This window comes from Pseudomonas sp. GW823-FHT06E10 (assembly GCF_058794995.1).
The window spans coordinates 22,652-46,242 of sequence record NZ_JBXAHJ010000007.1 but is presented as its reverse complement, the minus strand read 5'-3'; the positions used below and the strand labels follow the sequence as shown (position 1 = coordinate 46,242).

The window sequence follows — 23,591 nt, the reverse complement described above, 5'->3', positions numbered from 1 at the left end:
GTGGGAGCGGGCTTGCCCGCGAAGGGGCCCGCAAGAACACCCCAATATCAGGATGATTGAATAATGCTCAAACGCTCCCCCACCACCATCTCGGTAATCCAGCCGACAAGGATCGAGGTGTAGGCCTGCTGCGAAACCGGGTCGCTCAGCGCATGGTCGGCGCCATCGATAATGCGATGGGTCAGCGAGTGAGTCTGCTGACACGCCGCGCGGTAACTCATGATCGTCGAATGGGGCACGTAGTCGTCGGTCTCGGACTGCACCAACAGGACATCCCCGGTGAATTGCGAGCAGGCGTGCAAGGCACGATTGCTGTCGGCACGCACCAGAGTGCTTCGGTAATCACGCAGATCCAGCTTGTCCAGGTCGCGTTTCGGCGCGTGCCATTGCTCGTCGCGATACAGCGCCGGCACCCGCAGCGCCAGCCAGCGCACGGGCCTCAGCGAGGTCAGAATCGAGGCCAGATACCCCCCATAACTGGTGCCGACCACGGCAATCGCCGAGGTATCGAGGGCCGGGTGCGCGAGCAAGCGGTCATAGGCCGCCAGCAGGTCGCGCAAATTGTCTTCCCGGGTCACCCGGGACAATGGAATGCCGGTGCCACCGGTGTGCCCGCGCAGGTCAAAGGTCAGGCACACGCACCCCAACCCGGCGATACCTTTGGCGCGTTCCAGATCCCGCTCCTGGCTGCCGCCCCAACCGTGCACAAAGAGCACGCCGGGGACTTTCGATTTGGGACTCAGGAAGGTCCCGCTCATCTGTTCGTCGTCGATGTCGATCTGAATGGATTCGCTTCTAGCCGTCATAGGGTTTAACCGTCACGTACTTGAGGAGAAAGTCACTGGCCTGCGCCGGCCCGCGGTACACCTCGATGGCGTCCGCCGGCAGCGGCTGGTCGATGTAGGTTTCCACCGAAGACACACGAATCGCGCCCATCCCCGGATCGTTGACGAAATTCTGCAAGGCCGCGACCTCGGCGCTGCTGGCTCCGCCCATGCGCCAGGACTGTTCGAGCACACCGCTGCGTGGCCGGCCATCGCTGCCGATGCCCTGGGCGATGTCGTAGTTGCGCCGTGAGGCATAGAAACCTGGGTAGGCTTCATCCGCCGCGCTGTCGAACACCTGTGCCTGGCGGATCGCCAGTTGCACGTCTTCCGGCAGATCCAGCTTCAACAATTCGTCATAGCCGCCTGGCACCACCAGCAGGTTGGACCCGCCATAAACCTGTTCACCCTGAGCGTCCTCGGTCAAGTATTGATCACCGCAGTAACTGAGTACCTTTGCGCCGATAAAACTCTGGCCGACGCTGTGGGTGATCACCTGGTCCAGGTCCTGTTCGAGCACCACGCCTTCGGTGAACATCGCCTCGGCCTCGGGCTGGGCAAGCAGCTCATCGAACTCGTCGAGGCTTTTGATCACTTCCTGACCACGTCCGGCACAGGCATGAATCGGTTTCAGGCGGATCGGCCCGGTGTACAACAAATGCTCCGCCGCCGGGCGCGCATCCTTCAGGGAGAACACGCTGAGACCGTCGAGCACCACGCTGCGCACCCGCTCGGAAAACAACGGAGCCCAGCCTCGCGGCGCATGGGCATGGTGGTTGAGCAATCCGTGACTGATGGCTTTGGTGCAGATGAAGTCGTGATCGACATAACCGCCCCACAAATCCTCCGGCCCCTTGACCCCCAGTCGCCGGGCAGCCGCAGCGCCCACAAGAGTCTGGGTCGGCAACAGGTAGAGGTCTCGCCCTGCATGCAGTTGCGGGTCGTAGCTGCCGCCGTACTTGAGCCCCAGTATCTGCGCCAGCCAGCGGGCCAGTGCGCGGTTGGTTTCAACTTCATGCACTGGCGCGTCGGCGAGCACCGAATGGGCGACCACCAGTTTCCTGCGGTTTGCCGGGGTCATGCATCCCCCTTCAATCGACGTTTGATGAATGTAGCTGAAGGGGTGCAGAGATCAGGCCAAGGCCCGTTGAGGGAAAAGGGGTTTTAAATCAGCCCGTTGCGCAGGGAGCGATGGCATGTGGCCTGTTTTATTCTGCACGACGCCCTTTGATACTCCGGCATTTTGCACGATTCCAGCCCACACGCCCGACCCTGTGGGAGCGAGCTTGCTCGCGATGAGGGAATGACATTCAACATTTATGTAGCAGACACACAGCTATCGCGAGCAAGCTCGCTCCCACAGGGAATCGAGGTGATGCGACTACCGTGCGACCGATCCAGAGTTCACCCCAAAACGTGTCCGATAATCACTCGGCGCCAACCCGGTGATTTTCCTGAACGTTGCGCGAAACGCCCCGGGGTCCTGATAACCCACGGTCCAGGCGATGTGGTCGATGGTGCCGTTGGTGAACTCAAGCATTTCCCGGGCCTTGCCAACTCGCAGGTGCTGGCAGTATTCGGTGGGTTTGAGCCCGGTGGCCGCGCGAAAGCGTCGCAGGAAGGTGCGTTCTTCCAGCCCTGCCTTTTCGGCCATCGCCGCCAGCGACACATCGGTCGCTCCGGTGCTTTGCAGCCAGTGTTGCACCTTGAGGATCGTCGCATCGCCATGACTGAGGATCGGCGCAAAGTTGCTGCCGCACTCACTGGCGCTATCGCTGTGTTCCACCACCAGAAAACGCGCGGTGTTGGTGGCGATGCTCGGCCCCAGCAACCGGTTGACCAGGCGCAGACCCAGTTCCGACCAGGCCATCAGCCCGGCGGTGGTGATCAGGTCGCCGTCATCGACGATAGGCGTATCAGCCTTGAGCCGGATCGCCGGATAACGTTCGGCGAAAGCTTTGGCCGAGGTCCAGTGAGTGGTGGCGCTACGACCGTCGAGCAGACCGCTTTCGGCCAACAGGATAGAGCCCACGCAAACCCCGCCCAGTGTCGCGCCGCTGGCATGTTGCTCACGCAACCAGCGAATCAATCCCTGTGGCGCCTGGCCCTCGGAAAAGCCGCCGATCGACGGCGGAATCAACACGGCCACCAGGGCGCGCTCCGGGCCAGGATGGCTGTCGAAGACCCGAACCGGCGCCTGATCACCCTCGACCTGCCAATGGCTGACCCGCAACAGCGGCAACTGCGCAGACTGATGTTCGGCGGCGATCCGGTTGGCCACCCCGAACAAATCCGTCAAACCATGCACCGCCGCCATCTGCGCGCCGGGATAGATCAGTACACCGAGTTCGGCGATTGCCCTTTCTGCGTCCATTGTCAGTTTTCCCCCTTCTATTGTCGGTGCGGCCAATCCTCGGATCGCCTGCCAGAGCCAATACTTCATTCCACACCAATACACACTTCGAGGAAACAGTCATGGCCAAGCAAGCGCTCATCCTAGTCGATATCCAGAACGACTACTTCCCCCAAGGCAAGTGGCCGCTGGTCGGTGCCGACGCCGCCGCCGACAACGCCGTCCGCCTGATCAAGGCCTTCCGCGACGCTGGGGATTCAGTGGTGCACATTCGCCACGAATTCACCTCTGAAGATGCGCCGTTTTTCACCCCGAACTCCGAGGGCGCGAAGTTGCACCCGAAAGTGCTCAACCGTGCCGACGAACCGGTGGTGCTCAAACACTTCGTCAACTCGTTCCGCGAAACCGAACTGAAATCGGTCCTCGACGAACAAGGCATCAAGGAACTGGTGGTCGTGGGCAGCATGAGCCACATGTGCGTCGACGGCATCACCCGGGCGGCGGCGGATTTTGGCTATACGGTCACCGTGATCCACGACGCCTGCGCCACCCGTGACCTGGAGTTCAATGGCGTGACGGTTCCGGCGGCGCAAGTTCATGCGGCGTTCATGGCGGCTCTGGCGTTTGCCTATGCCAGCGTGGTCTCGACCAACGAGTACCTGACAAGAAGCCGGAAGGTGTAAACCTTATTCAGGACAAGACAGCGAAAATGAAAAAGCCCATGGCCTCACCTGCCATGGGCTTTTTATTGCCGGTGAGTCTGGACGATCTGCATCAAACGCAATACCGCCAGAATCCTGGAAAGTCATGCCGAAGCCAACAATCACTCCACTCCCAACGCATACGCGGGGGATGTTGCTTTCACCCATGCCACTTTCTGGATAACTCACTGGAAGCCTGAACAATGAACAGCATGAATATCAGCACTGACAGCCTGTCGAAAAAAACATCCCTCGGACTCACCACCATGGCGCTAGGGACCTACGGCATTTACTTCGCCCTCGCCGTTATCTACTTCTGGTTCGGGGGAATGAAATTCACCCACTATGAAGCAGAGGGGCTGGTGCCGCTGGTGAGCAACAGTCCCTTCCTGGGATGGGTCTATAACATTTTCAGTGTCGATCTGTTTTCCAGTTTGCTTGGCGTTCTGGAGATCTCCATCGGTGTACTGATTGCGGGTCGCCTGCTGTCGCCAAAGCTTTCCTTGATCGGGGGCGCCTTGTCGGCCGGGCTGTTTTTCACCACCTTGAGCTTTATGTTCTCGACCCCCGGCGTGATTGAGCCCGGCCTTGGTTTCCCGGCCATTTCGGTCGCGCCAGGCCAGTTCCTGCTCAAGGACATCGGCTTGCTTGCCGCCTCCCTGTTCGTGGCGGGCCATTCGCTGACCCGACTGGAAACCCCTTGAGCTGACAACTTCACCCGCCGATGGCCTGAATCAGCTCGATGCATTCAGGTCATCGCCATCACCCGCCAGTACGCGGCCCTCAAGGGCCAGGGATTTCATCCAGTCCCGTGGACTGCAGCCGGTCTTGCGGCGAAACGCACGGGCAAGAGCCGACGGACTTTCATAGCCCACCTCATCGGCGATCAGCGTAATCGGCCGCCCCTCCCGCAGGCGCTTCTGCGCCAGACTGATCCGCCAGCTCAGAAGATAATCCAACGGTGTTTGCCCCAGGACCGCGCGGAAATGCACCGCAAAAGCGGCGCGGGACATGTTCGATTCATTTGCCAACTCGGCCACTGACCAGGCCCGCTGAGGTTGGTTGTGCATCTGTATCAGCGAGCGCGACAGCCGCACATCGGCCAACCCGGCCATCATGCCGGTGCTCAACTGATGGTGGTCGAGCAAATGCCGGAACAGCAGGATGATCAACAGTTCGAACAAACGATCAAGCACGGCCTCCCTGCCGCAATGCCCGGCGCCAGCTTCACCGAACAGCCATCTCAGGGTGTCGGCCAGCAACGGCAGCTCACCCAGGGGCAACACCAGAAGATCGGGGAGCGAAGCAGATATCGGATTGCTGGCGCCGCCATCGAACAGCATCGACGCACATAACAGCTGAGCACCTTCAGTCTCACTGGCGATGAGCTGATGTCGACTGGGGCGCGGCAGGAAAATCAGGCTGGGGCGAGTGATCAACAACTCACTCCTCCCTGGGCCTTTCAAAGTGACAGAGCCGGCCTGCAACAAGTGAATATGACCGCGCTGGTCGGCGCCATCGTAGGACGCCACGCCGCAAAGCATGCCGCTGTAGAACAGGTTCGCGCGCACGCCGAACTGTGACAACAACGTAGACAGGCGATCCATAGGGCAACTCTGCACAGGGTCTGGACCCATAGCAGAGTATCACTGCGCGCTGACGGCTGGACGATCCTCGATCCCGGCGAGGAATGCCCTGGTAAAAATGCAAAAAGCCCGGCATCCATAGGGAGGCCGGGCTTTTTCAGGCTCTATTCTTTGGTGAAAGAATCAGAACGGGATATCGTCATCAAAGCTGTCGAAATCCGGAGCCGGCTGAGGAGCGGCCTGCTGTGGAGCCGGGCGCGACTGTTGCGGCGCCGACTGCTGTGGACGTGGAGCCTGCTGGCGTGGCGCGGACTGCTGGTAGTTGTTACCACCGCCCTGGCCTTGCTGGTCGCCCTGTGGACGGCCGCCCAGCAGTTGCATGGTGCCTTGCATGTCGACCACGATTTCGGTGGTGTAACGCTTGATACCGTCTTTTTCCCACTCGCGGGTCTGCAGCTTGCCTTCGATGTAGACCTGAGAACCTTTACGCAGGTATTCGCCAGCGATTTCTGCAACCTTGCCGAACATCGACACACGGTGCCATTCGGTCTTTTCAACTTTCTGACCGGTTTGCTTGTCGGTCCACTGTTCGCTGGTCGCCAGACTCAGGTTGGTCACGGCGTTACCGTTAGGCAAGTAGCGAACTTCGGGATCCTGGCCGCAAGTGCCGACCAATATGACTTTGTTAACCCCACGGGCCATAACGTTCTCCTAGGCTACGCACGCTGCCCCGGCCGGGTTGTTCACCAGGCGCTCAAGGGTGGTGCGATCCAATAGTTCGGTGTCCAGTTTGATGTAAATCGCCGCCTCTTCCGCGACGATGACTGCATCTGTTACCCCTACGACCGCCTTCAGGCGCTCGACCAGACCCGCTTCGCGGATCGCCTCGGGCGACAACGGCAAGCGCAGGCTCGTGACGTAGGGAGGTTCGCGCATGGTAACAGCAAAGGCCAGCCAGAGGGCAGCCAGACCGGCGCATCCGAGGAACACAACCGACAGACCGCCATGCTGGAACAGCCAACCGCCAAGAATGCCGCCCAATGCCGACCCGAGGAACTGGCTGGTGGAATAAACCCCCATCGCCGTGCCCTTGCCGCCGGCCGGTGAAACCTTGCTGATCAGCGATGGCAACGAAGCTTCCAGCAGATTGAACGCGGTGAAGAACACCACCGTACCGATCACCAGAGCCCGCAAGCTATCGCCGAACTGCCAGAAGAATAGCTCAGTGAACATCAGCGTCACGACGGCGCCGAGTAAAACTCGTTTCATTTTGCGTTTCTTCTCGCCGTAGATAATGAACGGGATCATGGCGAAGAAAGAAATCAGCAACGCGGTCAGGTACACCCACCAGTGCTGCTCTTTGGGCAGCCCGGCTTTCTCGACCAGCGCCAGCGGCAAGGCGACGAAGCTGGACATCAACATCGCGTGCAACACAAAAATACCCAGGTCCAGCCGTAGCAGGTCCGGGTGCTTGAGCGTCGGCATCAATGCCTGGCGCGCAACACCGGACTCGCGATGCTGCAATGTCCCGGTAGAGCGCGGCACCATGAACATGACGATCACAATGCCGAGCAGCGCCATGCCGCCCGTGGCAAGGAACAACCCGGACAGACCAAAAGCGCGGGTCAGCAACGGGCCGACCACCATGGCGACGGCGAACGACAGACCGATGGTCATGCCGATCATGGCCATGGCTTTGGTCCGATGCTGCTCCCGGGTCAGGTCTGACAACAAGGCCATGACCGCGGCTGAAATCGCCCCGGCACCTTGCAGGATTCGCCCGGCGATCACGCCCCAGATCGAATCGGCATTGGCCGCCAGCACGCTGCCGAGGGCAAACACGATCAGGCCCAGGTAAATCACCGGGCGGCGGCCGATGCGATCGGAAATGAAACCGAATGGAATCTGGAAAATCGCCTGGGTCAGGCCATAAGCGCCAATCGCCAGACCGATCAGGGCCGGCGTGGCTCCGGCCAGGTCCATCCCATAGGTCGCCAAAACCGGCAACACCATGAACATGCCAAGCATACGGAAGGCGAACACCAGGGCCAGACCGCTTGCCGCGCGGGTCTCGCTGCCGCTCATGCGCTCGCTGTGGGGATCGTGCATGGAAAAACCTCATGTGAACCGGCGGCGATTCTACCAGTCCCATCGATTGGCAGGGTATATCGCGACGCTTTGACGCGTGTAGATGACAGAGCTTTCATGCAAGGCAGCAATAGCAGCATTCGATAGTGTGCATCCATCCAGTATTTGGCCGTATACTCCTACGTTTTCGACGCCCGCCGAGCGAGGCCACCTTGGACAAGATCCTGATTCGTGGGGCTCGAACCCACAACCTGAAGAACATCGACCTGACCCTGCCACGGGACAAGCTGATCGTCATCACCGGCCTGTCCGGCTCCGGCAAGTCGTCCCTGGCTTTCGATACCCTGTACGCCGAAGGTCAGCGCCGCTACGTCGAATCGCTATCGGCCTACGCCCGGCAGTTCCTGTCGATGATGGAAAAGCCCGACGTCGACACTATCGAAGGCCTGTCGCCGGCGATCTCCATCGAACAGAAGTCGACCTCGCACAACCCGCGCTCGACGGTCGGCACTATCACCGAAATCTACGACTACCTGCGCCTGCTTTATGCACGTGTGGGTATTCCCCGTTGCCCGGATCACGACATCCCGCTTGAAGCGCAGACCGTCAGCCAGATGGTCGACCTGGTCCTCGCCGAACCGGAGGGCAGCAAGCTGATGCTGTTGGCGCCGGTCATCCGCGAGCGCAAAGGCGAGCACCTGTCGGTTTTCGAAGAGCTGCGCGCGCAGGGTTTTGTCCGCGCCAGAATCAATGGAAAGCTCTATGAGCTGGACGAAGCTCCCAAGCTCGACAAGCAGAAAAAACATACCATCGATGTCGTGGTCGACCGCTTCAAGGTTCGCGCCGACCTGCAACAACGCCTGGCCGAATCCTTCGAGACCGCGCTGAAACTGGCGGACGGCATCGCCCTGGTGGCGCCGATGGACGACGAGCCGGGTGAAGAGATGATCTTCTCCGCACGCTTCGCCTGCCCGATCTGCGGCCACGCGATCAGCGAACTGGAACCCAAGCTGTTCTCCTTCAACAACCCGGCTGGCGCTTGCCCGACCTGCGATGGTCTGGGGGTGAAGCAGTTCTTCGACATCAAGCGCCTGGTCAATGGCGAACTGACCCTGGCCGAAGGGGCGATTCGTGGCTGGGACAGGCGTAACGTCTATTACTTCCAGATGCTCGGCTCGCTGGCCTCGCACTACAAGTTCAGTCTGGAAGTTCCGTTCAACGAATTGCCGGCCGATCAGCAGAAATTCATCCTGCACGGCAGCGGTTCGCAAAACGTCGACTTCAAATACCTGAACGACCGTGGCGATATCGTCAAACGCTCGCACCCGTTCGAAGGCATCGTGCCGAACCTGGAACGCCGTTACCGCGAAACGGAATCGGCATCGGTGCGCGAAGAACTGGCCAAGTTCCTCAGCACCCAGTCGTGCCCGGATTGCCGCGGCACTCGCCTGCGGCGTGAAGCGCGGCATGTGTGGGTCGGCGAGAAAACCCTGCCGGCAGTGACCAACCTGCCGATCGGCGATGCGTCCGATTATTTTGGCGGGCTCAAGCTCACCGGACGACGTGGCGAAATTGCCGACAAGATCCTCAAGGAAATCCGCGAGCGCCTGCAGTTCCTGGTCAACGTCGGCCTTGACTACCTGTCGCTGGATCGCAGCGCGGACACCTTGTCCGGTGGCGAGGCCCAGCGTATTCGTCTGGCGAGCCAGATTGGCGCCGGCCTGGTGGGCGTCCTGTACATCCTCGACGAACCCTCCATCGGCCTGCATCAGCGCGATAACGACCGGTTGCTGGGCACCCTCAAGCACCTGCGCGATATCGGTAATACGGTGATCGTGGTCGAGCACGACGAAGACGCGATCCGCCTGGCCGACTACGTGGTGGACATCGGCCCGGGCGCTGGCGTGCACGGCGGGCATATCGTCGCCGAAGGCACACCGGCCGAGGTCATGGCTCACCCGGACTCGCTGACGGGTAAATACCTGTCGGGCCGGGTGAAGATCGAAGTCCCGGCCAAACGTACACCGCGCAACAAGAAGCTGACGCTGTCGCTCAAGGGCGCGCGCGGCAACAACCTGCGCAATGTCGACCTGGAGATTCCGATCGGCCTGCTGACCTGTGTGACCGGCGTGTCCGGCTCCGGCAAGTCGACGCTGATCAACAACACCCTGTTCCCTTTGAGCGCCACGGCGCTGAATGGCGCCACTACCCTCGAAGCGTCCGCCCACGACAGCATCAAGGGCCTGGAGCACCTGGACAAGGTCGTTGACATCGACCAGAGCCCGATCGGCCGTACACCGCGCTCCAACCCGGCGACCTACACCGGTTTGTTCACGCCAATCCGCGAGTTGTTCGCCGGCGTACCGGAGTCCCGCTCCCGGGGCTATGGTCCGGGGCGCTTCTCCTTCAACGTCAAGGGTGGCCGCTGCGAGGCTTGTCAGGGCGACGGCCTGATCAAGGTCGAGATGCACTTCCTGCCGGACATCTACGTGCCCTGCGACGTGTGCAAGAGCAAGCGATACAACCGCGAGACCCTTGAGATCAAGTACAAGGGCAAGAGCATCCACGAAACCCTCGAGATGACGATCGAGGAAGCACGGGTGTTCTTCGATGCCGTACCGGCCCTGGCGCGCAAGCTGCAAACATTGATGGACGTCGGCCTGTCGTACATCAAGCTGGGGCAATCGGCGACCACGCTGTCCGGCGGTGAAGCCCAACGGGTGAAACTGTCCCGCGAGCTGTCCAAGCGCGATACCGGCAAGACCCTGTACATCCTCGACGAACCCACCACCGGTCTGCACTTCGCGGATATCCAACAACTGCTGGACGTGTTGCATCGCCTGCGCGACCACGGCAACACCGTGGTGGTGATCGAACACAACCTGGACGTGATCAAGACCGCTGACTGGCTGGTGGACCTGGGGCCGGAGGGTGGTTCCAAGGGCGGGCAGATCATTGCCGTCGGCACCCCGGAAGAAGTGTCAGAGATGAAGCAATCCCATACCGGTTATTACCTCAAGCCGCTGCTGGAGCGCGATCGGGCTTGACCGCCCCCCATGAAAAAGCCCCTGTCACTTCATCAGTTACAGGGGCTTTTTTTATTCGCAGCAATCAGGTGTGGGATTGCAGGTAGTTCTCTAGCCCGATCAACTTGATCAGACCCAACTGCTTCTCGAGCCAGTAGGTGTGATCTTCTTCGGTGTCATGCAATTGAACCCGCAGCATTTCGCGGCTGACGTAGTCCTTGTGTTGTTCGCAGAGCTTGATGCCCTTGCACAACGCAGCCCGTACTTTGTATTCCAGGCGCAAATCCGCTTCGAGCATCTCTGTCACCGTGGTGCCGACGTCGAGATCGTCCGGACGCATGCGCGGCGTGCCCTCGAGCATCAGAATCCGGCGCATCAGGGCGTCAGCGTGCCCTGCTTCCTCTTCCATCTCGTGGTTGATTCGTTCGTAGAGCTTGGTGAAACCCCAGTCCTCATACATCCGCGAGTGGACGAAATATTGATCACGCGCGGCCAGTTCGCCGGTCAGCAACGTGTTGAGGTAATCGATCACATCTGGGTGGCCTTGCATCGCCCTACATCTCCCTGCTTTAAAGTTGTAGTTTGAACCAACATGCCCTTATCGTCACTCGCAAGACGCAATAAAAGCGAAGATATTCTGAGAAAACCGGCTGAAATAACGCAAAAACCGCCCAAACAAGGGCGGTTCTGCTTCTCATTTAGACTTCGTTAAGCTGTACGTTGAGCAGCTTTGCGATTGCTTCTCCATACGCCGGGTCAGCCTTGTAGAAATGCTGCAACTGGCGATCAACCACATCACTCGATACACCCGCCATCGCACCGGCAATGTTGCTAACCAGCAATGATTGCTGCTCCCCAGTCATCAAGCGGAACAACGCGCCGGCGTGACTGTAGTAGTCGGTATCCTCGCGGTGATCGTAGCGATCAGCCGCACCGCTCAGTGCCAATGGCGGCTCCGCATAGCGAGGCGCTTGCTTCGGCGACTCAACGTAGCTGTTCGGCTCGTAGTTTGGTGCCGCACCGCCGTTACTGCCAAACGCCATCGAACCATCACGCTGGTAGCTGTTCACCGGACTGCGAGGCGCATTAACCGGCAATTGCTGGTGATTGGTGCCAACACGGTAGCGGTGAGCATCCGCGTAAGCGAATACTCGACCTTGCAGCATGCGGTCAGGCGATAAGCCAACACCTGGGACCATGTTGCTGGGACCGAATGCCGCTTGCTCGACTTCAGCAAAGTAGTTCAGCGGATTGCGATTGAGCTCCAGCTCTCCGACCTCAATCAGTGGAAACTCTTTCTGCGACCAGGTCTTGGTGACATCAAAGGGGTTCTCATAGTGCGCCGCTGCCTGAGCTTCGCTCATGATCTGGATGCATACGCGCCATTTCGGGAAATCACCCTGCTCGATGGCATTGAACAGGTCGCGCTGGGCGTAATCCGGATCAGTGCCCGCCAGGCGCGCAGCCTCCGCTGGAGCAAGGTTCTTGATCCCCTGCCTGGTCTTGTAGTGCCACTTCACCCAGTGACGCTCACCTTGAGCGTTGATGAGGCTGTAAGTGTGGCTGCCGAAGCCATGCATGTGACGGTATCCATCAGGGATACCTCGGTCGGAGAACAGGATGGTGACCTGGTGCAGCGCCTCGGGCGAATGCGACCAGAAGTCCCACATCGCCTGGGCACTCTTCAGGTTGCTTTGCGGCAAACGCTTCTGGGTGTGGATAAAGTCCGGGAACTTCAGTGGATCGCGAATGAAGAACACGGGGGTGTTGTTGCCGACGATGTCCCAGTTGCCTTCCTCGGTATAAAACTTCAAGGCGAACCCGCGCGGATCACGCTCGGTATCAGCCGAACCCCGCTCACCGCCCACGGTGGAAAAACGCAGGAAAGTCGGAGTTTGCTTGCCGACTGTCTCAAACAGCTTCGCGCTGGTGTATTGAGTGATATCACGGGTCACGGTGAACGTACCGTAGGCACCCGAGCCTTTGGCGTGTACACGGCGCTCAGGGATGTTTTCACGGTTGAAGTGGGCAAGCTTCTCGATCAGGTGAAAGTCGTCGAGCAGCAGCGGGCCACGAGGGCCGGCGGAACGGGAATTCTGGTTATCGGCAACAGGAGCGCCACTGGCGGTGGTAAGCGTTTTGTTTTGGCTCATGCGATCTTCCTTCCTCTGTCGGTCTTGAACTGCCGGCTATCGGCTGAGAGGGAGTATTGATCATCAATATGACAGCTACAAATTCATTAACTTGCAGACATCGATAGAGAAAAACTAATGACCATCCCCATCACATAATGACGACGTGGACGCGGGAGACGCTTGTACAGAGGGCGCGTTTCTTACAGACACAAAAAACCGGGCACTAGGCCCGGTTCTTTGTTTCAGACTGACGTCTTACTCGGCAGATACAGCTTCGCCAGCAGTAGCACGATCAACCAACTCGACGTACGCCATAGGCGCGTTGTCGCCAGCGCGGAAACCGCACTTGAGGATGCGCAGGTAGCCACCCTCACGGGTAGCGTAACGCTTGCCCAGGTCGTTGAAGAGCTTACCAACGATAGCTTTCGAACGAGTACGGTCGAAAGCCAGACGGCGGTTAGCAACGCTATCTGTCTTGGCCAAAGTGATCAGCGGCTCGGCAACGCGGCGCAGTTCTTTAGCTTTTGGCAGAGTAGTTTTGATCAGCTCGTGCTCGAACAGCGACACCGCCATGTTTTGGAACATGGCCTTGCGGTGCGAGCTGGTGCGGCTCAGGTGACGACCACTTTTACGATGACGCATGGTTCATTCCTTACCAAACACTACGTTCGGTGATTACGACGATCAGGCAGTCGCCTTGTCGTCCTTCTTAAGACTTGCAGGCGGCCAGTTGTCGAGGCGCATGCCGAGGGACAGACCGCGGGAGGCCAGAACGTCCTTGATTTCAGTCAAGGATTTCTTGCCCAGGTTCGGAGTCTTCAACAGCTCTACTTCGGTACGCTGAATCAGGTCACCGATGTAGTAGATGTTTTCCGCCTTAAGGCAGTTAGCCGAACGTACAGTCAGTTCCAGATCGTCAACCGGGCGAAGCAGGATCGGATCGATCTCGTCTTCCTGCTCGACAACCACTGGCTCACTGTCACCCTTGAGGTCGACGAACGCAGCCAACTGCTGTTGCAGGATGGTTGCAGCGCGGCGAATTGCCTCTTCAGGATCCAGAGTGCCGTTGGTTTCCAGATCAATAACCAGCTTGTCCAGGTTAGTACGCTGCTCGACACGGGCGTTTTCCACCACGTATGCGATACGGCGAACCGGGCTGAACGAAGAGTCAAGCTGCAAGCGACCGATGCTGCGGCTTTCGTCTTCATCGCTCTGACGCGAGTCTGCCGGTTCATAACCACGACCACGAGCTACTACGAGCTTCATGTTCAGGGCGCCGTTAGACGCCAGGTTAGCGATTACGTGATCGGGATTAACGATCTCGACATCATGATCCAGCTGAATATCGGCAGCGGTAACCACCCCCGAACCCTTCTTCGACAAGGTCAGCGTAACTTCGTCACGACCGTGCAGCTTGATAGCCAGACCTTTAAGGTTCAACAGGATTTCAATTACGTCTTCCTGTACACCTTCGATGGCGCTGTACTCGTGGAGCACACCGTCAATCTCGGCCTCGACTACTGCACAGCCGGGCATTGAGGACAACAGGATGCGGCGCAGCGCGTTGCCCAGGGTATGGCCAAAGCCACGCTCGAGAGGCTCGAGAGTGATCTTGGCGCGGGTTGGACTGACAACCTGCACATCAATGTGGCGGGGTGTCAGGAACTCATTTACCGAAATCTGCATGGATGCACCTATTTTCTAGCCCTTACTTGGAGTAGAGCTCGACAATCAGGCTTTCGTTGATGTCGGCGGACAGATCACTGCGAGCTGGAACGTTCTTGAAAACGCCCGACTTCTTCTCAGTGTCTACTTCTACCCATTCTACGCGGCCACGTTGGGCACACAGATCGAGAGCTTGGACAATGCGAAGTTGATTTTTTGCTTTTTCGCGAACAGCGACCACGTCACCAGCACGAACCTGGTAGGACGGAACGTTAACGGTCTGACCGTTTACGCTGATCGACTTGTGCGATACCAGCTGACGGGATTCGGCACGAGTCGAACCAAAGCCCATACGGTATACAACGTTGTCCAGACGGCATTCGAGCAGTTGCAGCAGGTTTTCACCGGTTGCACCTTTCTTGCCAGCAGCTTCTTTGTAGTAGCCGCTGAATTGACGCTCGAGAACGCCGTAGATACGACGGACCTTCTGCTTTTCACGCAGTTGGGTGCCGTAGTCGGACTGGCGACCGCGGCGTTGGCCGTGGATACCAGGTGCTGCTTCAATGTTGCACTTCGATTCGATCGCGCGCACGCCGCTCTTCAGGAAGAGATCGGTGCCTTCGCGACGAGCGAGTTTGCATTTTGGACCAATGTAACGAGCCATTCTTTACAATCTCCTGGATTACACGCGGCGCTTCTTCGGCGGACGGCACCCGTTGTGCGGGATTGGCGTCACGTCGGTGATGCTGGCGATCTTGTAGCCACAGCCGTTCAAAGCGCGGACTGCGGATTCACGACCTGGACCTGGACCTTTGACGTTGACGTCGAGGTTTTTCAGGCCGTATTCCAGCGCAGCTTGACCAGCACGTTCAGCAGCTACTTGAGCAGCAAACGGGGTGGACTTGCGGGAACCGCGGAAACCCGAACCACCGGAGGTAGCCCAGGAAAGAGCGTTACCTTGACGGTCGGTGATGGTCACGATGGTGTTGTTAAAAGATGCATGGATGTGGGCGATGCCATCAACCACTGTCTTTTTAACTTTTTTACGAGGACGAGCAGCAGGTTTTGCCATGATTAAATTCCTGTCGATTCGCTGGGGCGATTACTTGCGGATCGGCTTACGCGGACCTTTACGGGTACGCGCGTTGGTCTTGGTACGCTGACCGCGTACTGGAAGACCGCGACGATGACGCAGACCGCGATAGCAACCGAGGTCCATCAAGCGCTTGATTTTCATGTTGATTTCGCGACGCAGGTCACCTTCAGTGGTGAACTTCGCCACTTCGCCACGCAGCTGTTCAATTTGCTCGTCGCTCAGATCTTTGATCTTTGCTGCTGGGTTTACCCCAGTCTCTGCACAAATTTTCTGTGCAGTAGTGCGACCAACACCATAGATGTAGGTCAGCGAGATAACAGTATGCTTGTTATCTGGAATGTTAACGCCTGCAATACGGGCCATTCAGTGGGACTCCAATTGACAGCTACCTACGCCCCGGAAGCCAAGAAATAGGGCGCGAGATAATATCGCTGTAATAACAAATAATCAACCCGGCAGCGCACTAGCTGCCGGGCTTGAAGCACAATCACACTCAGCCTTGGCGCTGTTTGTGACGCGGTTCCGCGCTGCAAATTACTCGAACAACACCTTCGCGGCGAATAATCTTGCAGTTACGGCACAGCTTTTTCACCGATGCACGAACTTTCATCACCAACTCCTCGAACCTTATGGGTCAGCGCAGCATGCCGCTGCCGTAACCCTTCAGGTTGGCTTTCTTCATCAGGGATTCGTACTGGTGCGAAACGAGGTGCGATTGTACTTGGGACATGAAGTCCATCACAACCACGACGACGATCAGCAACGAGGTCCCGCCAAGGTAGAACGGTACGTTGGCTGCAACCACCAGGAACTGGGGCAACAGGCAGACGGCCGTCATGTAAAGAGCACCGAACATGGTCAAGCGAGTCAGAACGCCATCAATGTAGCGCGCAGACTGCTCACCTGGACGGATGCCCGGAATAAAGGCACCGGACTTCTTCAGGTTTTCCGCTACGTCTTTCGGATTGAACATCAACGCCGTATAGAAGAAGCAGAAGAAAATAATCCCTGCACTAAACAGCAGAATATTCAACGGCTGACCAGGAGCGATCGACTGCGAGATGTCCTGCAACCAGCCCATACCTTCAGACTGACCGAACCAGGCACCCAACGAAGCCGGGAACAGCAAAATGCTGCTCGCGAAAATAGCCGGAATAACACCGGCCATGTTCACCTTCAGCGGCAAGTGGCTGGTCTGCGCAGCGAAGACCTTGCGGCCCTGCTGACGCTTGGCGTAGTGAACAGCAATACGACGCTGACCACGCTCAATGAACACCACGAAACCGATAATCGCTACTGCCAGCAAACCGATGGCAACCAGGGCGAAGATGTTGATATCACCCTGACGTGCAGACTCGAAAGACTGCCCGATCGCTCTCGGAAGACCGGCGACGATACCTGCGAAAATCAACATCGAGATACCGTTGCCAACACCACGCTCAGTAATCTGCTCACCCAGCCACATCATGAACATCGCACCAGCCACAAACGTGGATACCGCGACGAAATGGAAGCCAAAGTCACCAGTGAACGCAACACCCTGCCCCGCCAAGCCAACGGACATGCCGATAGCCTGAACAAGGGCGAGGATGACAGTGCCGTAGCGGGTGTACTGGCTGATCTTGCGACGGCCAGCTTCACCTTCCTTCTTCAACTGCTCCAGCTGCGGGCTGACGGCGGTCATCAGTTGCATGATGATCGATGCCGAGATGTACGGCATGATCCCCAGTGCAAAGATGCTCATCCGCTCCAGCGCGCCGCCGGAAAACATGTTGAACAAGCTAAGAATGGTCCCCTCATTCTGTCGAAACAGGTCCGCGAGTCGGTCCGGGTTGATACCTGGAACCGGGATGTGTGCGCCTATTCGGTAGACGATAATCGCCAGGAACAGAAAACGCAGACGAGCCCAGAGTTCAGACATACCGCCTTTGCCGAGCGCAGAGAGAGCACCTTGCTTAGCCATTTATTCCTCGAACTTGCCGCCAGCTGCTTCGATAGCCGCACGCGCACCCTTGGTGGCGCCGATTCCCTTGCCGATAGTGACAGCGCGAGTCACTTCACCGGACAGCATGATTTTCACACGCTGTACGTTGACATTGATCACGTTGGCATCTTTCAGGGACTGCACGGTGACGATGTCGCCTTCCACTTTAGCCAGCTCGGACAAACGCACTTCTGCGCGATCCATGGCTTTCAGGGAAACGAAACCGAACTTCGGCAGGCGACGATGCAGCGGCTGTTGACCGCCTTCAAAGCCTGGAGCAATGGTGCCACCGGAGCGGGAGGTCTGACCTTTGTGACCACGGCCACCAGTCTTACCCAAACCGCTACCGATACCACGGCCCGGACGATGCTTTTCGCGACGGGAACCCGGCGCTGGACTCAGATCATTGAGTTTCATCGATTAACCCTCGACACGCAGCATGTAGTAAGCCTTGTTGATCATCCCGCGATTCTCGGGAGTATCCTGGACTTCTACAGTGTGACCGATGCGACGCAGACCCAGACCCTTAACGCACAGTTTGTGGTTAGGGATGCGGCCGGTCATGCTTTTGATCAGCGTTACTTTTACGGTAGCCATGATCAGAAGATCTCCTTGACGCTTTTGCCACGCTTGGCGGCAATGGATTCAGGAGACTGCATTGCTTTCAAACCCTTGAAAGTGGCGTGAACCACGTTTACAGGGTTAGTCGAGCCGTAGCACTTGGCCAGAACGTTCTGAACGCCAGCAACTTCGAGGACAGCACGCATAGCGCCGCCAGCGATGATACCGGTACCTTCAGAAGCAGGCTGCATGTACACCTTCGAAGCGCCGTGAGCGGACTTCATTGCGTACTGCAGAGTGGTGCCGTTCAGATCAACCTGGATCATGTTGCGGCGAGCAGCTTCCATTGCCTTCTGGATCGCAGCAGGCACTTCACGCGACTTGCCACGGCCGAAGCCAACACGGCCCTTACCATCACCAACCACGGTCAACGCGGTGAAGGTGAAGATACGGCCGCCTTTAACGGTTTTGGCTACGCGGTTAACTTGAACCAGCTTCTCGATGTAGCCTTCGTCGCGCTTTTGGTCGTTATTTGACATAACTTAGAACTCCAGCCCAGCTTCACGAGCAGCATCAGCCAGCGCTTTAACGCGGCCGTGGTACTTGAAGCCAGAGCGGTCGAAAGCCACTTGCGAGACGCCAGCGGCCTTAGCACGCGTAGCGACCAGCTGGCCAACCTTAGTGGCCGCGTCGATGTTGCCGGTGGCACCATCACGCAGTTCTTTATCCAAAGTCGAGGCGCTTGCCAGGACTTTGTTGCCGTCGGCCGAAATGACCTGGGCGTAGATGTGCTGCGAAGAGCGGAACACGCAGAGACGCACGACTTCGAGTTCGTGCATTTTCAGGCGTGCTTTGCGAGCGCGACGCAGTCGAGTAACTTTTTTGTCGGTCATTTGCTATGCCCTACTTCTTCTTGGCTTCTTTACGACGGACGACTTCGTCCGCGTAGCGCACACCTTTGCCTTTGTACGGCTCTGGTGGACGGAAGTCGCGGATCTCGGCGGCCACTTGACCTACCAGCTGCTTGTCGATGCCCTTGATCAGGATATCGGTCTGGCTAGGAGTCTCAGCGGTGATGCCTTCCGGCAGTTCGTAATCCACTGGGTGCGAGAAGCCAAGAGCCAGGTTCAGCACTGTGCCTTTTGCTTGCGCTTTGTAACCAACACCGACCAGCTGGAGCTTGCGCTCGAAGCCTTGGCTTACGCCCTGGACCATGTTGTTTACCAACGCACGAGTGGTACCAGCCATCGCGCGAGTCTGTTGATCGCCATTGCGAGCAGCGAAACGCAGCTCACCAGCTTCTTCAACGATCTCAACGGACGAGTGGATGTTCAGTTCGAGAGTGCCCTTGGCACCCTTCACCGAAAGCTGTTGGCCTGCGAATTTTACTTCGACACCGGCTGGCAGCTTAACGGGGTTCTTAGCGACGCGAGACATGCTTATCCCCCCTTAGAACACAGTGCAAAGAACTTCGCCGCCGACACCGGCAGCGCGCGCAGCACGATCAGTCATCACACCCTTGTTGGTGGAGACGATAGACACACCGAGACCGCCACGAACTTTTGGCAGATCATCGACGGACTTGTACTGACGCAGGCCTGGACGGCTAACGCGCTTCACTTCTTCGATAACCGGACGGCCTTCGAAGTACTTCAGCTCGATGGACAGCAGTGGTTTGATTTCGCTGCTGATCTGATAACCCGCAATGTAACCTTCGTCCTTCAGGACTTTGGCAACAGCTACCTTCAACGTGGAAGATGGCATGCTTACGACGGACTTTTCAGCCATCTGGGCATTACGGATACGAGTTAGCATGTCCGCTAACGGGTCCTGCATACTCATGGGCTAGACGCTCCTAATACAAAAAAATTAGCCTTGCGGCTATTACGTGTCGCCGAGAATCTCCGAGCATGAAAAACACGGGCTCAGGCGAGCCGGGTATTCTAGACACACCCCGGAAATGAATCAAGCCCCAAAAGGGGCTTGATCCAGATTCAAGGCCACCGGTGGTCAGGATCTTGCGATCCTGGACACCGAGACTTTGACAGTACTTACCAGCTGGCTTTAACCAGACCCGGTACGTCACCACGCATGGCAGCTTCACGCAGCTTGTTACGGCCGAGGCCGAACTTGCGGTAAACGCCGTGTGGACGACCGGTCAGGCGGCAGCGGTTACGCATGCGCGAAGCGCTTGCGTCACGTGGCTGCTTCTGCAGGGCTACTGTAGCTTCCCAACGCGCTTCTGGACTTGCGTTCAGATCAACGATGATAGCTTTCAGTGCTGCACGCTTCTTGGCGTACTTGGCAACCGTGAGCTGACGCTTCAGCTCGCGGTTTTTCATGCTCATCTTGGCCATGGTCCTACTCCAATCAGTTGCGGAACGGGAATTTGAACGCACGCAGCAGAGCGCGGCCTTCATCATCGTTCTTGGCAGTGGTGGTCAGGGTGATGTCCAGACCGCGGAGAGCATCGATCTTGTCGTAGTCGATTTCCGGGAAGATGATCTGCTCTTTCACGCCCATGCTGTAGTTGCCACGACCATCGAAGGACTTGGCATTCAGGCCGCGGAAGTCGCGAACCCGAGGCAGGGAGATCGACAGCAGACGATCCAGGAACTCGTACATACGCTCACGGCGCAGGGTCACTTTGACGCCGATCGGCCAACCTTCACGGACTTTAAAGCCAGCGATGGATTTGCGAGCGTAGGTCACAACGACTTTCTGGCCGGTGATCTTTTCCAGGTCAGCAACAGCGTGCTCGATGACTTTTTTGTCGCCGATCGCTTCGCCCAGACCCATGTTCAGGGTGATTTTGGTAACGCGCGGAACTTCCATCACGTTCGAAAGCTTAAGTTCTTCCTTAAGTTTCGGAGCAATTTCCTTCCGGTAAATCTCTTTTAGTCGTGCCATGGTCTCATCTACCTAGCAGTGTTCAAGCATCAACCGCTTTTTGGGTCGACTTGAAGACACGAATTTTCTTGCCGTCTTCTACTTTGAAACCAACGCGGTCAGCCTTGTTGGTTTCGCCGTTGAAAATGGCGACGTTAGAAGCATCCAGTGGAGCTTCTTTTTCGACGATACCGCCCTGCACGCCCGACATAGGGTTAGGCTTGGTATGACGCTTGACCAGGTTCAGACCACCAATAACCAGACGGTTGTTAGCGAGAACCTTAAGCACCTTACCGCGCTTACCTTTGTCTTTGCCGGCGATCACGATGATCTCGTCGTCACGACGAATCTTTTGCATGTCGGATCTCCTTACAGCACTTCTGGGGCGAGCGAGACGATCTTCATGAACTTCTCAGTACGAAGTTCACGGGTCACTGGCCCAAAGATACGGGTGCCGATCGGCTCTTGCTTGTTGTTCAGAAGAACAGCAGCGTTGCCATCAAAGCGGATAATGGAGCCATCAGCACGACGTACGCCGTGACGAGTGCGGACTACAACAGCAGTCATCACTTGGCCTTTTTTCACTTTACCGCGAGGAATTGCTTCCTTGACGGTAACTTTGATGATGTCACCGATACCAGCGTAACGACGATGGGAGCCACCCAGCACCTTGATGCACATAACGCGGCGAGCGCCGCTGTTATCGGCCACATCGAGCATGGATTGAGTCTGAATCATATAATTTCTCCGACCCCTAGTCCTTAGACTTCCACAGCGCGTTCGAGAACATCAACCAGCGCCCAAGACTTGGTCTTGGCCAAAGGACGAGTTTCACGAATAGTGACTTTGTCGCCGATGTGGCACTGATTGGTTTCGTCGTGCGCGTGCAGCTTAGTCGAACGCTTAACGTATTTACCGTAGATCGGGTGCTTAACGCGACGCTCGATCAGAACGGTGATGGTTTTGTCCATCTTGTCGCTGACAACACGGCCAGTCAGCGTACGGACAGTTTTTTCGGCTTCAGCCATGATTACTTACCTGCCTGCTGGTTGAGCACAGTCTTCACGCGAGCGATGTCACGCTTAACTTGCGAGAGCAGATGAGACTGCCCCAACTGGCCAGTTGCTTTCTGCATACGCAGATTGAACTGGTCGCGCAGCAGGCCGAGCAGTTGCTCGTTCAGCTGCTGTGCGGATTTTTCACGAAGTTCATTCGCTTTCATCACATCACCGTCCGTTTAACAAAGGAGGTGGCGAGCGGCAGCTTTGCAGCAGCCAGGGCGAAAGCCTCACGCGCCAGCTCTTCAGAAACACCCTCGATTTCATACAGGACTTTGCCTGGCTGAATCTGGGCAACCCAGTATTCCACGTTACCCTTACCTTTACCCATCCGAACCTCGAGAGGTTTTTTGGAGATCGGCTTGTCCGGGAATACACGGATCCAGATCTTGCCGCCACGTTTTACGTGACGGGTCAGAGCACGACGCGCTGACTCGATCTGACGAGCGGTGAGACGACCACGAGCAACAGACTTCAGCGCGAACTCGCCGAAGCTGACTTTGCTACCGCGCAATGCCAGGCCACGGTTGTGACCAGTCATCTGCTTGCGGAACTTCGTACGCTTTGGTTGCAACATTTGGCGTACCCCTTACTTAGCAGCTTTTTTACGAGGCGCTGGTGCTTGTGGTTTCAGTTCTTCTTGGCGACCACCAATTACTTCGCCTTTGAAGATCCAAACCTTTACACCGATCACACCGTAAGTGGTGTGAGCTTCGTAGTTGGCATAGTCGATGTCGGCACGCAGGGTGTGCAATGGCACACGACCTTCGCGATACCATTCAGTACGTGCGATTTCAGCACCGCCGAGACGACCGCTCACTTGGATTTTGATGCCTTTGGCACCAATGCGCATGGCGTTCTGTACTGCGCGCTTCATAGCGCGACGGAACATTACGCGACGCTCCAGCTGCTGAGCTACGCTCTGCGCAACCAGCATACCGTCGAGCTCCGGCTTGCGGATCTCTTCGATATTGATGTGCACAGGCACACCCATTTGCTTGGTCAGGTCCTGACGCAGTTTCTCAACATCTTCACCTTTCTTCCCGATAACGATACCTGGACGAGCGGTGTGGATGGTGATGCGTGCAGTTTGGGCCGGACGATGGATATCGATACGGCTTACGGACGCGCTTTTTAGTTTGTCTTGGAGGTACTCACGCACATTCAGATCTGCGAGCAAATAGTCCGCATAAGTCCGACCGTCTGCGTACCAGACGGAGGTGTGCTCCTTGACGATTCCCAGGCGAATGCCAATGGGATGTACTTTCTGACCCATCTCTTCGACTCCGTTACTTGTCAGCAACCTTGACAGTGATATGGCAAGACCGCTTGACGATGCGATCAGCACGGCCTTTGGCACGTGGCATGATGCGCTTCAGCGAACGCCCTTCGTTGACGAAAACAGTGCTGACCTTCAGGTCATCAACGTCTGCGCCTTCGTTATGCTCGGCGTTGGCTACGGCCGACTCCAGCACTTTCTTCATGATCTCGGCGGCTTTCTTACTGCTGAAAGCCAACAGGTTGAGCGCTTCGCCCACCTTCTTCCCGCGGATCTGGTCGGCGACCAAGCGGGCTTTCTGGGCGGAGATTCGAGCGCCCGACAACTTAGCGGCTACTTCCATTTC

At 57.5% G+C, this 23,591-nt stretch carries 33 protein-coding genes; 3 read left to right on the top strand and 30 right to left on the bottom strand.

Annotated elements, in window-relative coordinates; genetic code table 11:
* Nucleotides 1–47: 47 nt before the first annotated feature.
* The 3 genes from AC1Q6Y_RS13330 to AC1Q6Y_RS13320 all read right to left on the bottom strand — a co-directional run bounded on the left by AC1Q6Y_RS13330 (nt 48) and on the right by AC1Q6Y_RS13320 (nt 3,198).
* Complete coding sequence (locus tag AC1Q6Y_RS13330) at nt 48–806, bottom strand: alpha/beta hydrolase family protein (protein ID WP_057713108.1); 759 nt, start codon at nt 804–806, stop codon at nt 48–50.
* Nucleotides 796–1,905 carry a DUF3182 family protein gene (locus tag AC1Q6Y_RS13325; RefSeq protein WP_492624667.1) on the bottom strand — a complete coding sequence of 370 codons (1,110 nt, stop codon included), beginning with the start codon at nt 1,903–1,905 and terminating at the stop codon, nt 796–798. The genes AC1Q6Y_RS13330 and AC1Q6Y_RS13325 overlap by 11 nt, the downstream gene beginning before the upstream one ends.
* A gap of 300 nt (nt 1,906–2,205) precedes the next feature.
* Nucleotides 2,206–3,198: a GlxA family transcriptional regulator gene (locus AC1Q6Y_RS13320; protein ID WP_154862085.1), complete on the bottom strand. Its 993-nt coding sequence runs from the start codon at nt 3,196–3,198 to the stop codon at nt 2,206–2,208.
* Between the two features lie 101 nt (nt 3,199–3,299).
* On the opposite strand from AC1Q6Y_RS13320, the gene AC1Q6Y_RS13315 reads away from it, so the two are divergent.
* The gene (locus tag AC1Q6Y_RS13315) at nt 3,300–3,860 is read left to right on the top strand and encodes a cysteine hydrolase family protein (RefSeq protein WP_492624666.1); all 561 of its coding nucleotides are present in this window, start codon (nt 3,300–3,302) and stop codon (nt 3,858–3,860) included.
* Nucleotides 3,861–4,081: 221 nt separating this feature from the next.
* A complete protein-coding gene (locus tag AC1Q6Y_RS13310; RefSeq protein ID WP_057713104.1) occupies nt 4,082–4,582 on the top strand; it encodes a YkgB family protein in 501 nt (166 codons plus the stop codon).
* Between the two features lie 30 nt (nt 4,583–4,612).
* Here the strand turns inward: AC1Q6Y_RS13310 and AC1Q6Y_RS13305 are convergent, their stop codons facing one another.
* The 3 genes from AC1Q6Y_RS13305 to AC1Q6Y_RS13295 form a co-directional block, all read right to left on the bottom strand.
* Entirely contained in the window at nt 4,613–5,485 is an 873-nt protein-coding gene (locus AC1Q6Y_RS13305; protein WP_492624665.1) for a cupin domain-containing protein, read from the bottom strand.
* A 162-nt stretch (nt 5,486–5,647) separates the two neighbouring features.
* On the bottom strand, nt 5,648–6,166 hold the full coding sequence (locus AC1Q6Y_RS13300) for a single-stranded DNA-binding protein (RefSeq protein WP_007984430.1): 519 nt from the start codon (nt 6,164–6,166) through the stop codon (nt 5,648–5,650).
* Nucleotides 6,167–6,175: 9 nt separating this feature from the next.
* On the bottom strand, nt 6,176–7,573 hold the full coding sequence (locus AC1Q6Y_RS13295) for an MFS transporter (RefSeq protein ID WP_492624664.1): 1,398 nt from the start codon (nt 7,571–7,573) through the stop codon (nt 6,176–6,178).
* Between the two features lie 191 nt (nt 7,574–7,764).
* Between AC1Q6Y_RS13295 and uvrA the strand changes: the two genes are divergently transcribed.
* Complete coding sequence (gene uvrA, locus AC1Q6Y_RS13290) at nt 7,765–10,599, top strand: excinuclease ABC subunit UvrA (protein WP_150814486.1); 2,835 nt, start codon at nt 7,765–7,767, stop codon at nt 10,597–10,599.
* A gap of 64 nt (nt 10,600–10,663) precedes the next feature.
* Here the strand turns inward: uvrA and bfr are convergent, their stop codons facing one another.
* The 24 genes from bfr to rplV form a co-directional block, all read right to left on the bottom strand.
* Nucleotides 10,664–11,128 (bottom strand): bacterioferritin, encoded by a 465-nt coding sequence (gene bfr, locus AC1Q6Y_RS13285; RefSeq protein WP_008053867.1) that lies wholly within the window; start codon nt 11,126–11,128, stop codon nt 10,664–10,666.
* Between the two features lie 148 nt (nt 11,129–11,276).
* The gene (locus AC1Q6Y_RS13280) at nt 11,277–12,731 is read right to left on the bottom strand and encodes a catalase (protein ID WP_150814487.1); all 1,455 of its coding nucleotides are present in this window, start codon (nt 12,729–12,731) and stop codon (nt 11,277–11,279) included.
* Between the two features lie 237 nt (nt 12,732–12,968).
* On the bottom strand, nt 12,969–13,355 hold the full coding sequence (rplQ, locus tag AC1Q6Y_RS13275; RefSeq protein WP_007970429.1) for a 50S ribosomal protein L17: 387 nt from the start codon (nt 13,353–13,355) through the stop codon (nt 12,969–12,971).
* Between the two features lie 42 nt (nt 13,356–13,397).
* Complete coding sequence (locus tag AC1Q6Y_RS13270; RefSeq protein ID WP_007970428.1) at nt 13,398–14,399, bottom strand: DNA-directed RNA polymerase subunit alpha; 1,002 nt, start codon at nt 14,397–14,399, stop codon at nt 13,398–13,400.
* Between the two features lie 22 nt (nt 14,400–14,421).
* Nucleotides 14,422–15,042, bottom strand: coding sequence for a 30S ribosomal protein S4 (gene rpsD, locus AC1Q6Y_RS13265; protein ID WP_003176404.1), 621 nt, complete (start codon nt 15,040–15,042; stop codon nt 14,422–14,424).
* An 18-nt stretch (nt 15,043–15,060) separates the two neighbouring features.
* Nucleotides 15,061–15,450: a 30S ribosomal protein S11 gene (gene rpsK / locus AC1Q6Y_RS13260; RefSeq protein ID WP_002555466.1), complete on the bottom strand. Its 390-nt coding sequence runs from the start codon at nt 15,448–15,450 to the stop codon at nt 15,061–15,063.
* Nucleotides 15,451–15,480: 30 nt separating this feature from the next.
* Nucleotides 15,481–15,837 carry a 30S ribosomal protein S13 gene (gene rpsM, locus AC1Q6Y_RS13255; RefSeq protein ID WP_009045849.1) on the bottom strand — a complete coding sequence of 119 codons (357 nt, stop codon included), beginning with the start codon at nt 15,835–15,837 and terminating at the stop codon, nt 15,481–15,483.
* A 130-nt stretch (nt 15,838–15,967) separates the two neighbouring features.
* Nucleotides 15,968–16,084, bottom strand: a complete 117-nt coding sequence (rpmJ, locus tag AC1Q6Y_RS13250; RefSeq protein WP_002555468.1) for a 50S ribosomal protein L36 — start codon at nt 16,082–16,084, stop codon at nt 15,968–15,970.
* A 24-nt stretch (nt 16,085–16,108) separates the two neighbouring features.
* On the bottom strand, nt 16,109–17,437 hold the full coding sequence (gene secY / locus AC1Q6Y_RS13245; protein ID WP_003210064.1) for a preprotein translocase subunit SecY: 1,329 nt from the start codon (nt 17,435–17,437) through the stop codon (nt 16,109–16,111).
* The gene (gene rplO, locus AC1Q6Y_RS13240; RefSeq protein ID WP_003228720.1) at nt 17,438–17,875 is read right to left on the bottom strand and encodes a 50S ribosomal protein L15; all 438 of its coding nucleotides are present in this window, start codon (nt 17,873–17,875) and stop codon (nt 17,438–17,440) included.
* 3 nt (nt 17,876–17,878) lie between these two features.
* Nucleotides 17,879–18,055, bottom strand: coding sequence for a 50S ribosomal protein L30 (gene rpmD, locus AC1Q6Y_RS13235; RefSeq protein WP_003176408.1), 177 nt, complete (start codon nt 18,053–18,055; stop codon nt 17,879–17,881).
* A 2-nt stretch (nt 18,056–18,057) separates the two neighbouring features.
* On the bottom strand, nt 18,058–18,558 hold the full coding sequence (rpsE, locus tag AC1Q6Y_RS13230; protein WP_003186035.1) for a 30S ribosomal protein S5: 501 nt from the start codon (nt 18,556–18,558) through the stop codon (nt 18,058–18,060).
* 3 nt (nt 18,559–18,561) lie between these two features.
* A complete protein-coding gene (gene rplR / locus AC1Q6Y_RS13225; protein WP_003186037.1) occupies nt 18,562–18,912 on the bottom strand; it encodes a 50S ribosomal protein L18 in 351 nt (116 codons plus the stop codon).
* Between the two features lie 10 nt (nt 18,913–18,922).
* Nucleotides 18,923–19,456, bottom strand: a complete 534-nt coding sequence (gene rplF / locus AC1Q6Y_RS13220) for a 50S ribosomal protein L6 (RefSeq protein ID WP_003176412.1) — start codon at nt 19,454–19,456, stop codon at nt 18,923–18,925.
* A gap of 12 nt (nt 19,457–19,468) precedes the next feature.
* Complete coding sequence (gene rpsH / locus AC1Q6Y_RS13215) at nt 19,469–19,861, bottom strand: 30S ribosomal protein S8 (RefSeq protein WP_003186040.1); 393 nt, start codon at nt 19,859–19,861, stop codon at nt 19,469–19,471.
* Between the two features lie 209 nt (nt 19,862–20,070).
* Nucleotides 20,071–20,376 carry a 30S ribosomal protein S14 gene (rpsN, locus tag AC1Q6Y_RS13210; protein WP_003176414.1) on the bottom strand — a complete coding sequence of 102 codons (306 nt, stop codon included), beginning with the start codon at nt 20,374–20,376 and terminating at the stop codon, nt 20,071–20,073.
* Between the two features lie 13 nt (nt 20,377–20,389).
* Complete coding sequence (rplE, locus tag AC1Q6Y_RS13205) at nt 20,390–20,929, bottom strand: 50S ribosomal protein L5 (protein WP_003210069.1); 540 nt, start codon at nt 20,927–20,929, stop codon at nt 20,390–20,392.
* Between the two features lie 22 nt (nt 20,930–20,951).
* Nucleotides 20,952–21,266 carry a 50S ribosomal protein L24 gene (gene rplX / locus AC1Q6Y_RS13200; RefSeq protein ID WP_003176416.1) on the bottom strand — a complete coding sequence of 105 codons (315 nt, stop codon included), beginning with the start codon at nt 21,264–21,266 and terminating at the stop codon, nt 20,952–20,954.
* An 11-nt stretch (nt 21,267–21,277) separates the two neighbouring features.
* Nucleotides 21,278–21,646 carry a 50S ribosomal protein L14 gene (gene rplN, locus AC1Q6Y_RS13195; protein ID WP_002555479.1) on the bottom strand — a complete coding sequence of 123 codons (369 nt, stop codon included), beginning with the start codon at nt 21,644–21,646 and terminating at the stop codon, nt 21,278–21,280.
* 23 nt (nt 21,647–21,669) lie between these two features.
* On the bottom strand, nt 21,670–21,936 hold the full coding sequence (gene rpsQ, locus AC1Q6Y_RS13190; protein WP_003176419.1) for a 30S ribosomal protein S17: 267 nt from the start codon (nt 21,934–21,936) through the stop codon (nt 21,670–21,672).
* Between the two features lie 2 nt (nt 21,937–21,938).
* Nucleotides 21,939–22,130, bottom strand: coding sequence for a 50S ribosomal protein L29 (rpmC, locus tag AC1Q6Y_RS13185; protein WP_002555481.1), 192 nt, complete (start codon nt 22,128–22,130; stop codon nt 21,939–21,941).
* Entirely contained in the window at nt 22,130–22,543 is a 414-nt protein-coding gene (gene rplP / locus AC1Q6Y_RS13180; RefSeq protein ID WP_003228729.1) for a 50S ribosomal protein L16, read from the bottom strand. Before rplP ends, rpmC begins: the two co-directional genes overlap by 1 nt.
* 12 nt (nt 22,544–22,555) lie before the next feature.
* Nucleotides 22,556–23,242 carry a 30S ribosomal protein S3 gene (gene rpsC / locus AC1Q6Y_RS13175; protein ID WP_007970424.1) on the bottom strand — a complete coding sequence of 229 codons (687 nt, stop codon included), beginning with the start codon at nt 23,240–23,242 and terminating at the stop codon, nt 22,556–22,558.
* A gap of 13 nt (nt 23,243–23,255) precedes the next feature.
* Nucleotides 23,256–23,588 (bottom strand): 50S ribosomal protein L22, encoded by a 333-nt coding sequence (rplV, locus tag AC1Q6Y_RS13170; RefSeq protein ID WP_003103908.1) that lies wholly within the window; start codon nt 23,586–23,588, stop codon nt 23,256–23,258.
* Nucleotides 23,589–23,591: the final 3 nt, after the last annotated feature.

What these genes read in the sequence shown, in the direction of transcription:
- rplR (WP_003186037.1), bottom strand. Translation starts at nt 18,912, where the DNA reads ATGACCGACAAAAAAGTTACTCGACTGCGTCGCGCTCGCAAAGCACGC.
- AC1Q6Y_RS13300 (WP_007984430.1), bottom strand. Translation starts at nt 6,166, where the DNA reads ATGGCCCGTGGGGTTAACAAAGTCATATTGGTCGGCACTTGCGGCCAG.
- AC1Q6Y_RS13305 (WP_492624665.1), bottom strand. Translation starts at nt 5,485, where the DNA reads ATGGATCGCCTGTCTACGTTGTTGTCACAGTTCGGCGTGCGCGCGAAC.
- rpsC (WP_007970424.1), bottom strand. Translation starts at nt 23,242, where the DNA reads ATGGGTCAGAAAGTACATCCCATTGGCATTCGCCTGGGAATCGTCAAG.
- AC1Q6Y_RS13320 (WP_154862085.1), bottom strand. Translation starts at nt 3,198, where the DNA reads ATGGACGCAGAAAGGGCAATCGCCGAACTCGGTGTACTGATCTATCCC.
- rpsQ (WP_003176419.1), bottom strand. Translation starts at nt 21,936, where the DNA reads ATGGCTGAAGCCGAAAAAACTGTCCGTACGCTGACTGGCCGTGTTGTC.
- AC1Q6Y_RS13330 (WP_057713108.1), bottom strand. Translation starts at nt 806, where the DNA reads ATGACGGCTAGAAGCGAATCCATTCAGATCGACATCGACGACGAACAG.
- rpsE (WP_003186035.1), bottom strand. Translation starts at nt 18,558, where the DNA reads ATGTCAAATAACGACCAAAAGCGCGACGAAGGCTACATCGAGAAGCTG.
- rpmC (WP_002555481.1), bottom strand. Translation starts at nt 22,130, where the DNA reads ATGAAAGCGAATGAACTTCGTGAAAAATCCGCACAGCAGCTGAACGAG.
- rplE (WP_003210069.1), bottom strand. Translation starts at nt 20,929, where the DNA reads ATGGCACGACTAAAAGAGATTTACCGGAAGGAAATTGCTCCGAAACTT.
- secY (WP_003210064.1), bottom strand. Translation starts at nt 17,437, where the DNA reads ATGGCTAAGCAAGGTGCTCTCTCTGCGCTCGGCAAAGGCGGTATGTCT.
- AC1Q6Y_RS13315 (WP_492624666.1), top strand. Translation starts at nt 3,300, where the DNA reads ATGGCCAAGCAAGCGCTCATCCTAGTCGATATCCAGAACGACTACTTC.
- rplQ (WP_007970429.1), bottom strand. Translation starts at nt 13,355, where the DNA reads ATGCGTCATCGTAAAAGTGGTCGTCACCTGAGCCGCACCAGCTCGCAC.
- rpsM (WP_009045849.1), bottom strand. Translation starts at nt 15,837, where the DNA reads ATGGCCCGTATTGCAGGCGTTAACATTCCAGATAACAAGCATACTGTT.
- rpsK (WP_002555466.1), bottom strand. Translation starts at nt 15,450, where the DNA reads ATGGCAAAACCTGCTGCTCGTCCTCGTAAAAAAGTTAAAAAGACAGTG.
- rplN (WP_002555479.1), bottom strand. Translation starts at nt 21,646, where the DNA reads ATGATTCAGACTCAATCCATGCTCGATGTGGCCGATAACAGCGGCGCT.
- AC1Q6Y_RS13310 (WP_057713104.1), top strand. Translation starts at nt 4,082, where the DNA reads ATGAACAGCATGAATATCAGCACTGACAGCCTGTCGAAAAAAACATCC.
- rplO (WP_003228720.1), bottom strand. Translation starts at nt 17,875, where the DNA reads ATGAAACTCAATGATCTGAGTCCAGCGCCGGGTTCCCGTCGCGAAAAG.
- rpmD (WP_003176408.1), bottom strand. Translation starts at nt 18,055, where the DNA reads ATGGCTACCGTAAAAGTAACGCTGATCAAAAGCATGACCGGCCGCATC.
- rplF (WP_003176412.1), bottom strand. Translation starts at nt 19,456, where the DNA reads ATGTCTCGCGTCGCTAAGAACCCCGTTAAGCTGCCAGCCGGTGTCGAA.
- AC1Q6Y_RS13270 (WP_007970428.1), bottom strand. Translation starts at nt 14,399, where the DNA reads ATGCAGATTTCGGTAAATGAGTTCCTGACACCCCGCCACATTGATGTG.
- rpsN (WP_003176414.1), bottom strand. Translation starts at nt 20,376, where the DNA reads ATGGCCAAGATGAGCATGAAAAACCGCGAGCTGAAGCGTCAGCTCACG.
- AC1Q6Y_RS13295 (WP_492624664.1), bottom strand. Translation starts at nt 7,573, where the DNA reads ATGCACGATCCCCACAGCGAGCGCATGAGCGGCAGCGAGACCCGCGCG.
- rpmJ (WP_002555468.1), bottom strand. Translation starts at nt 16,084, where the DNA reads ATGAAAGTTCGTGCATCGGTGAAAAAGCTGTGCCGTAACTGCAAGATT.
- AC1Q6Y_RS13325 (WP_492624667.1), bottom strand. Translation starts at nt 1,905, where the DNA reads ATGACCCCGGCAAACCGCAGGAAACTGGTGGTCGCCCATTCGGTGCTC.
- rplX (WP_003176416.1), bottom strand. Translation starts at nt 21,266, where the DNA reads ATGCAAAAGATTCGTCGTGACGACGAGATCATCGTGATCGCCGGCAAA.
- rplV (WP_003103908.1), bottom strand. Translation starts at nt 23,588, where the DNA reads ATGGAAGTAGCCGCTAAGTTGTCGGGCGCTCGAATCTCCGCCCAGAAA.
- rpsD (WP_003176404.1), bottom strand. Translation starts at nt 15,042, where the DNA reads ATGGCTCGTTACATTGGTCCAAAATGCAAACTCGCTCGTCGCGAAGGC.
- rpsH (WP_003186040.1), bottom strand. Translation starts at nt 19,861, where the DNA reads ATGAGTATGCAGGACCCGTTAGCGGACATGCTAACTCGTATCCGTAAT.
- rplP (WP_003228729.1), bottom strand. Translation starts at nt 22,543, where the DNA reads ATGTTGCAACCAAAGCGTACGAAGTTCCGCAAGCAGATGACTGGTCAC.
- bfr (WP_008053867.1), bottom strand. Translation starts at nt 11,128, where the DNA reads ATGCAAGGCCACCCAGATGTGATCGATTACCTCAACACGTTGCTGACC.
- AC1Q6Y_RS13280 (WP_150814487.1), bottom strand. Translation starts at nt 12,731, where the DNA reads ATGAGCCAAAACAAAACGCTTACCACCGCCAGTGGCGCTCCTGTTGCC.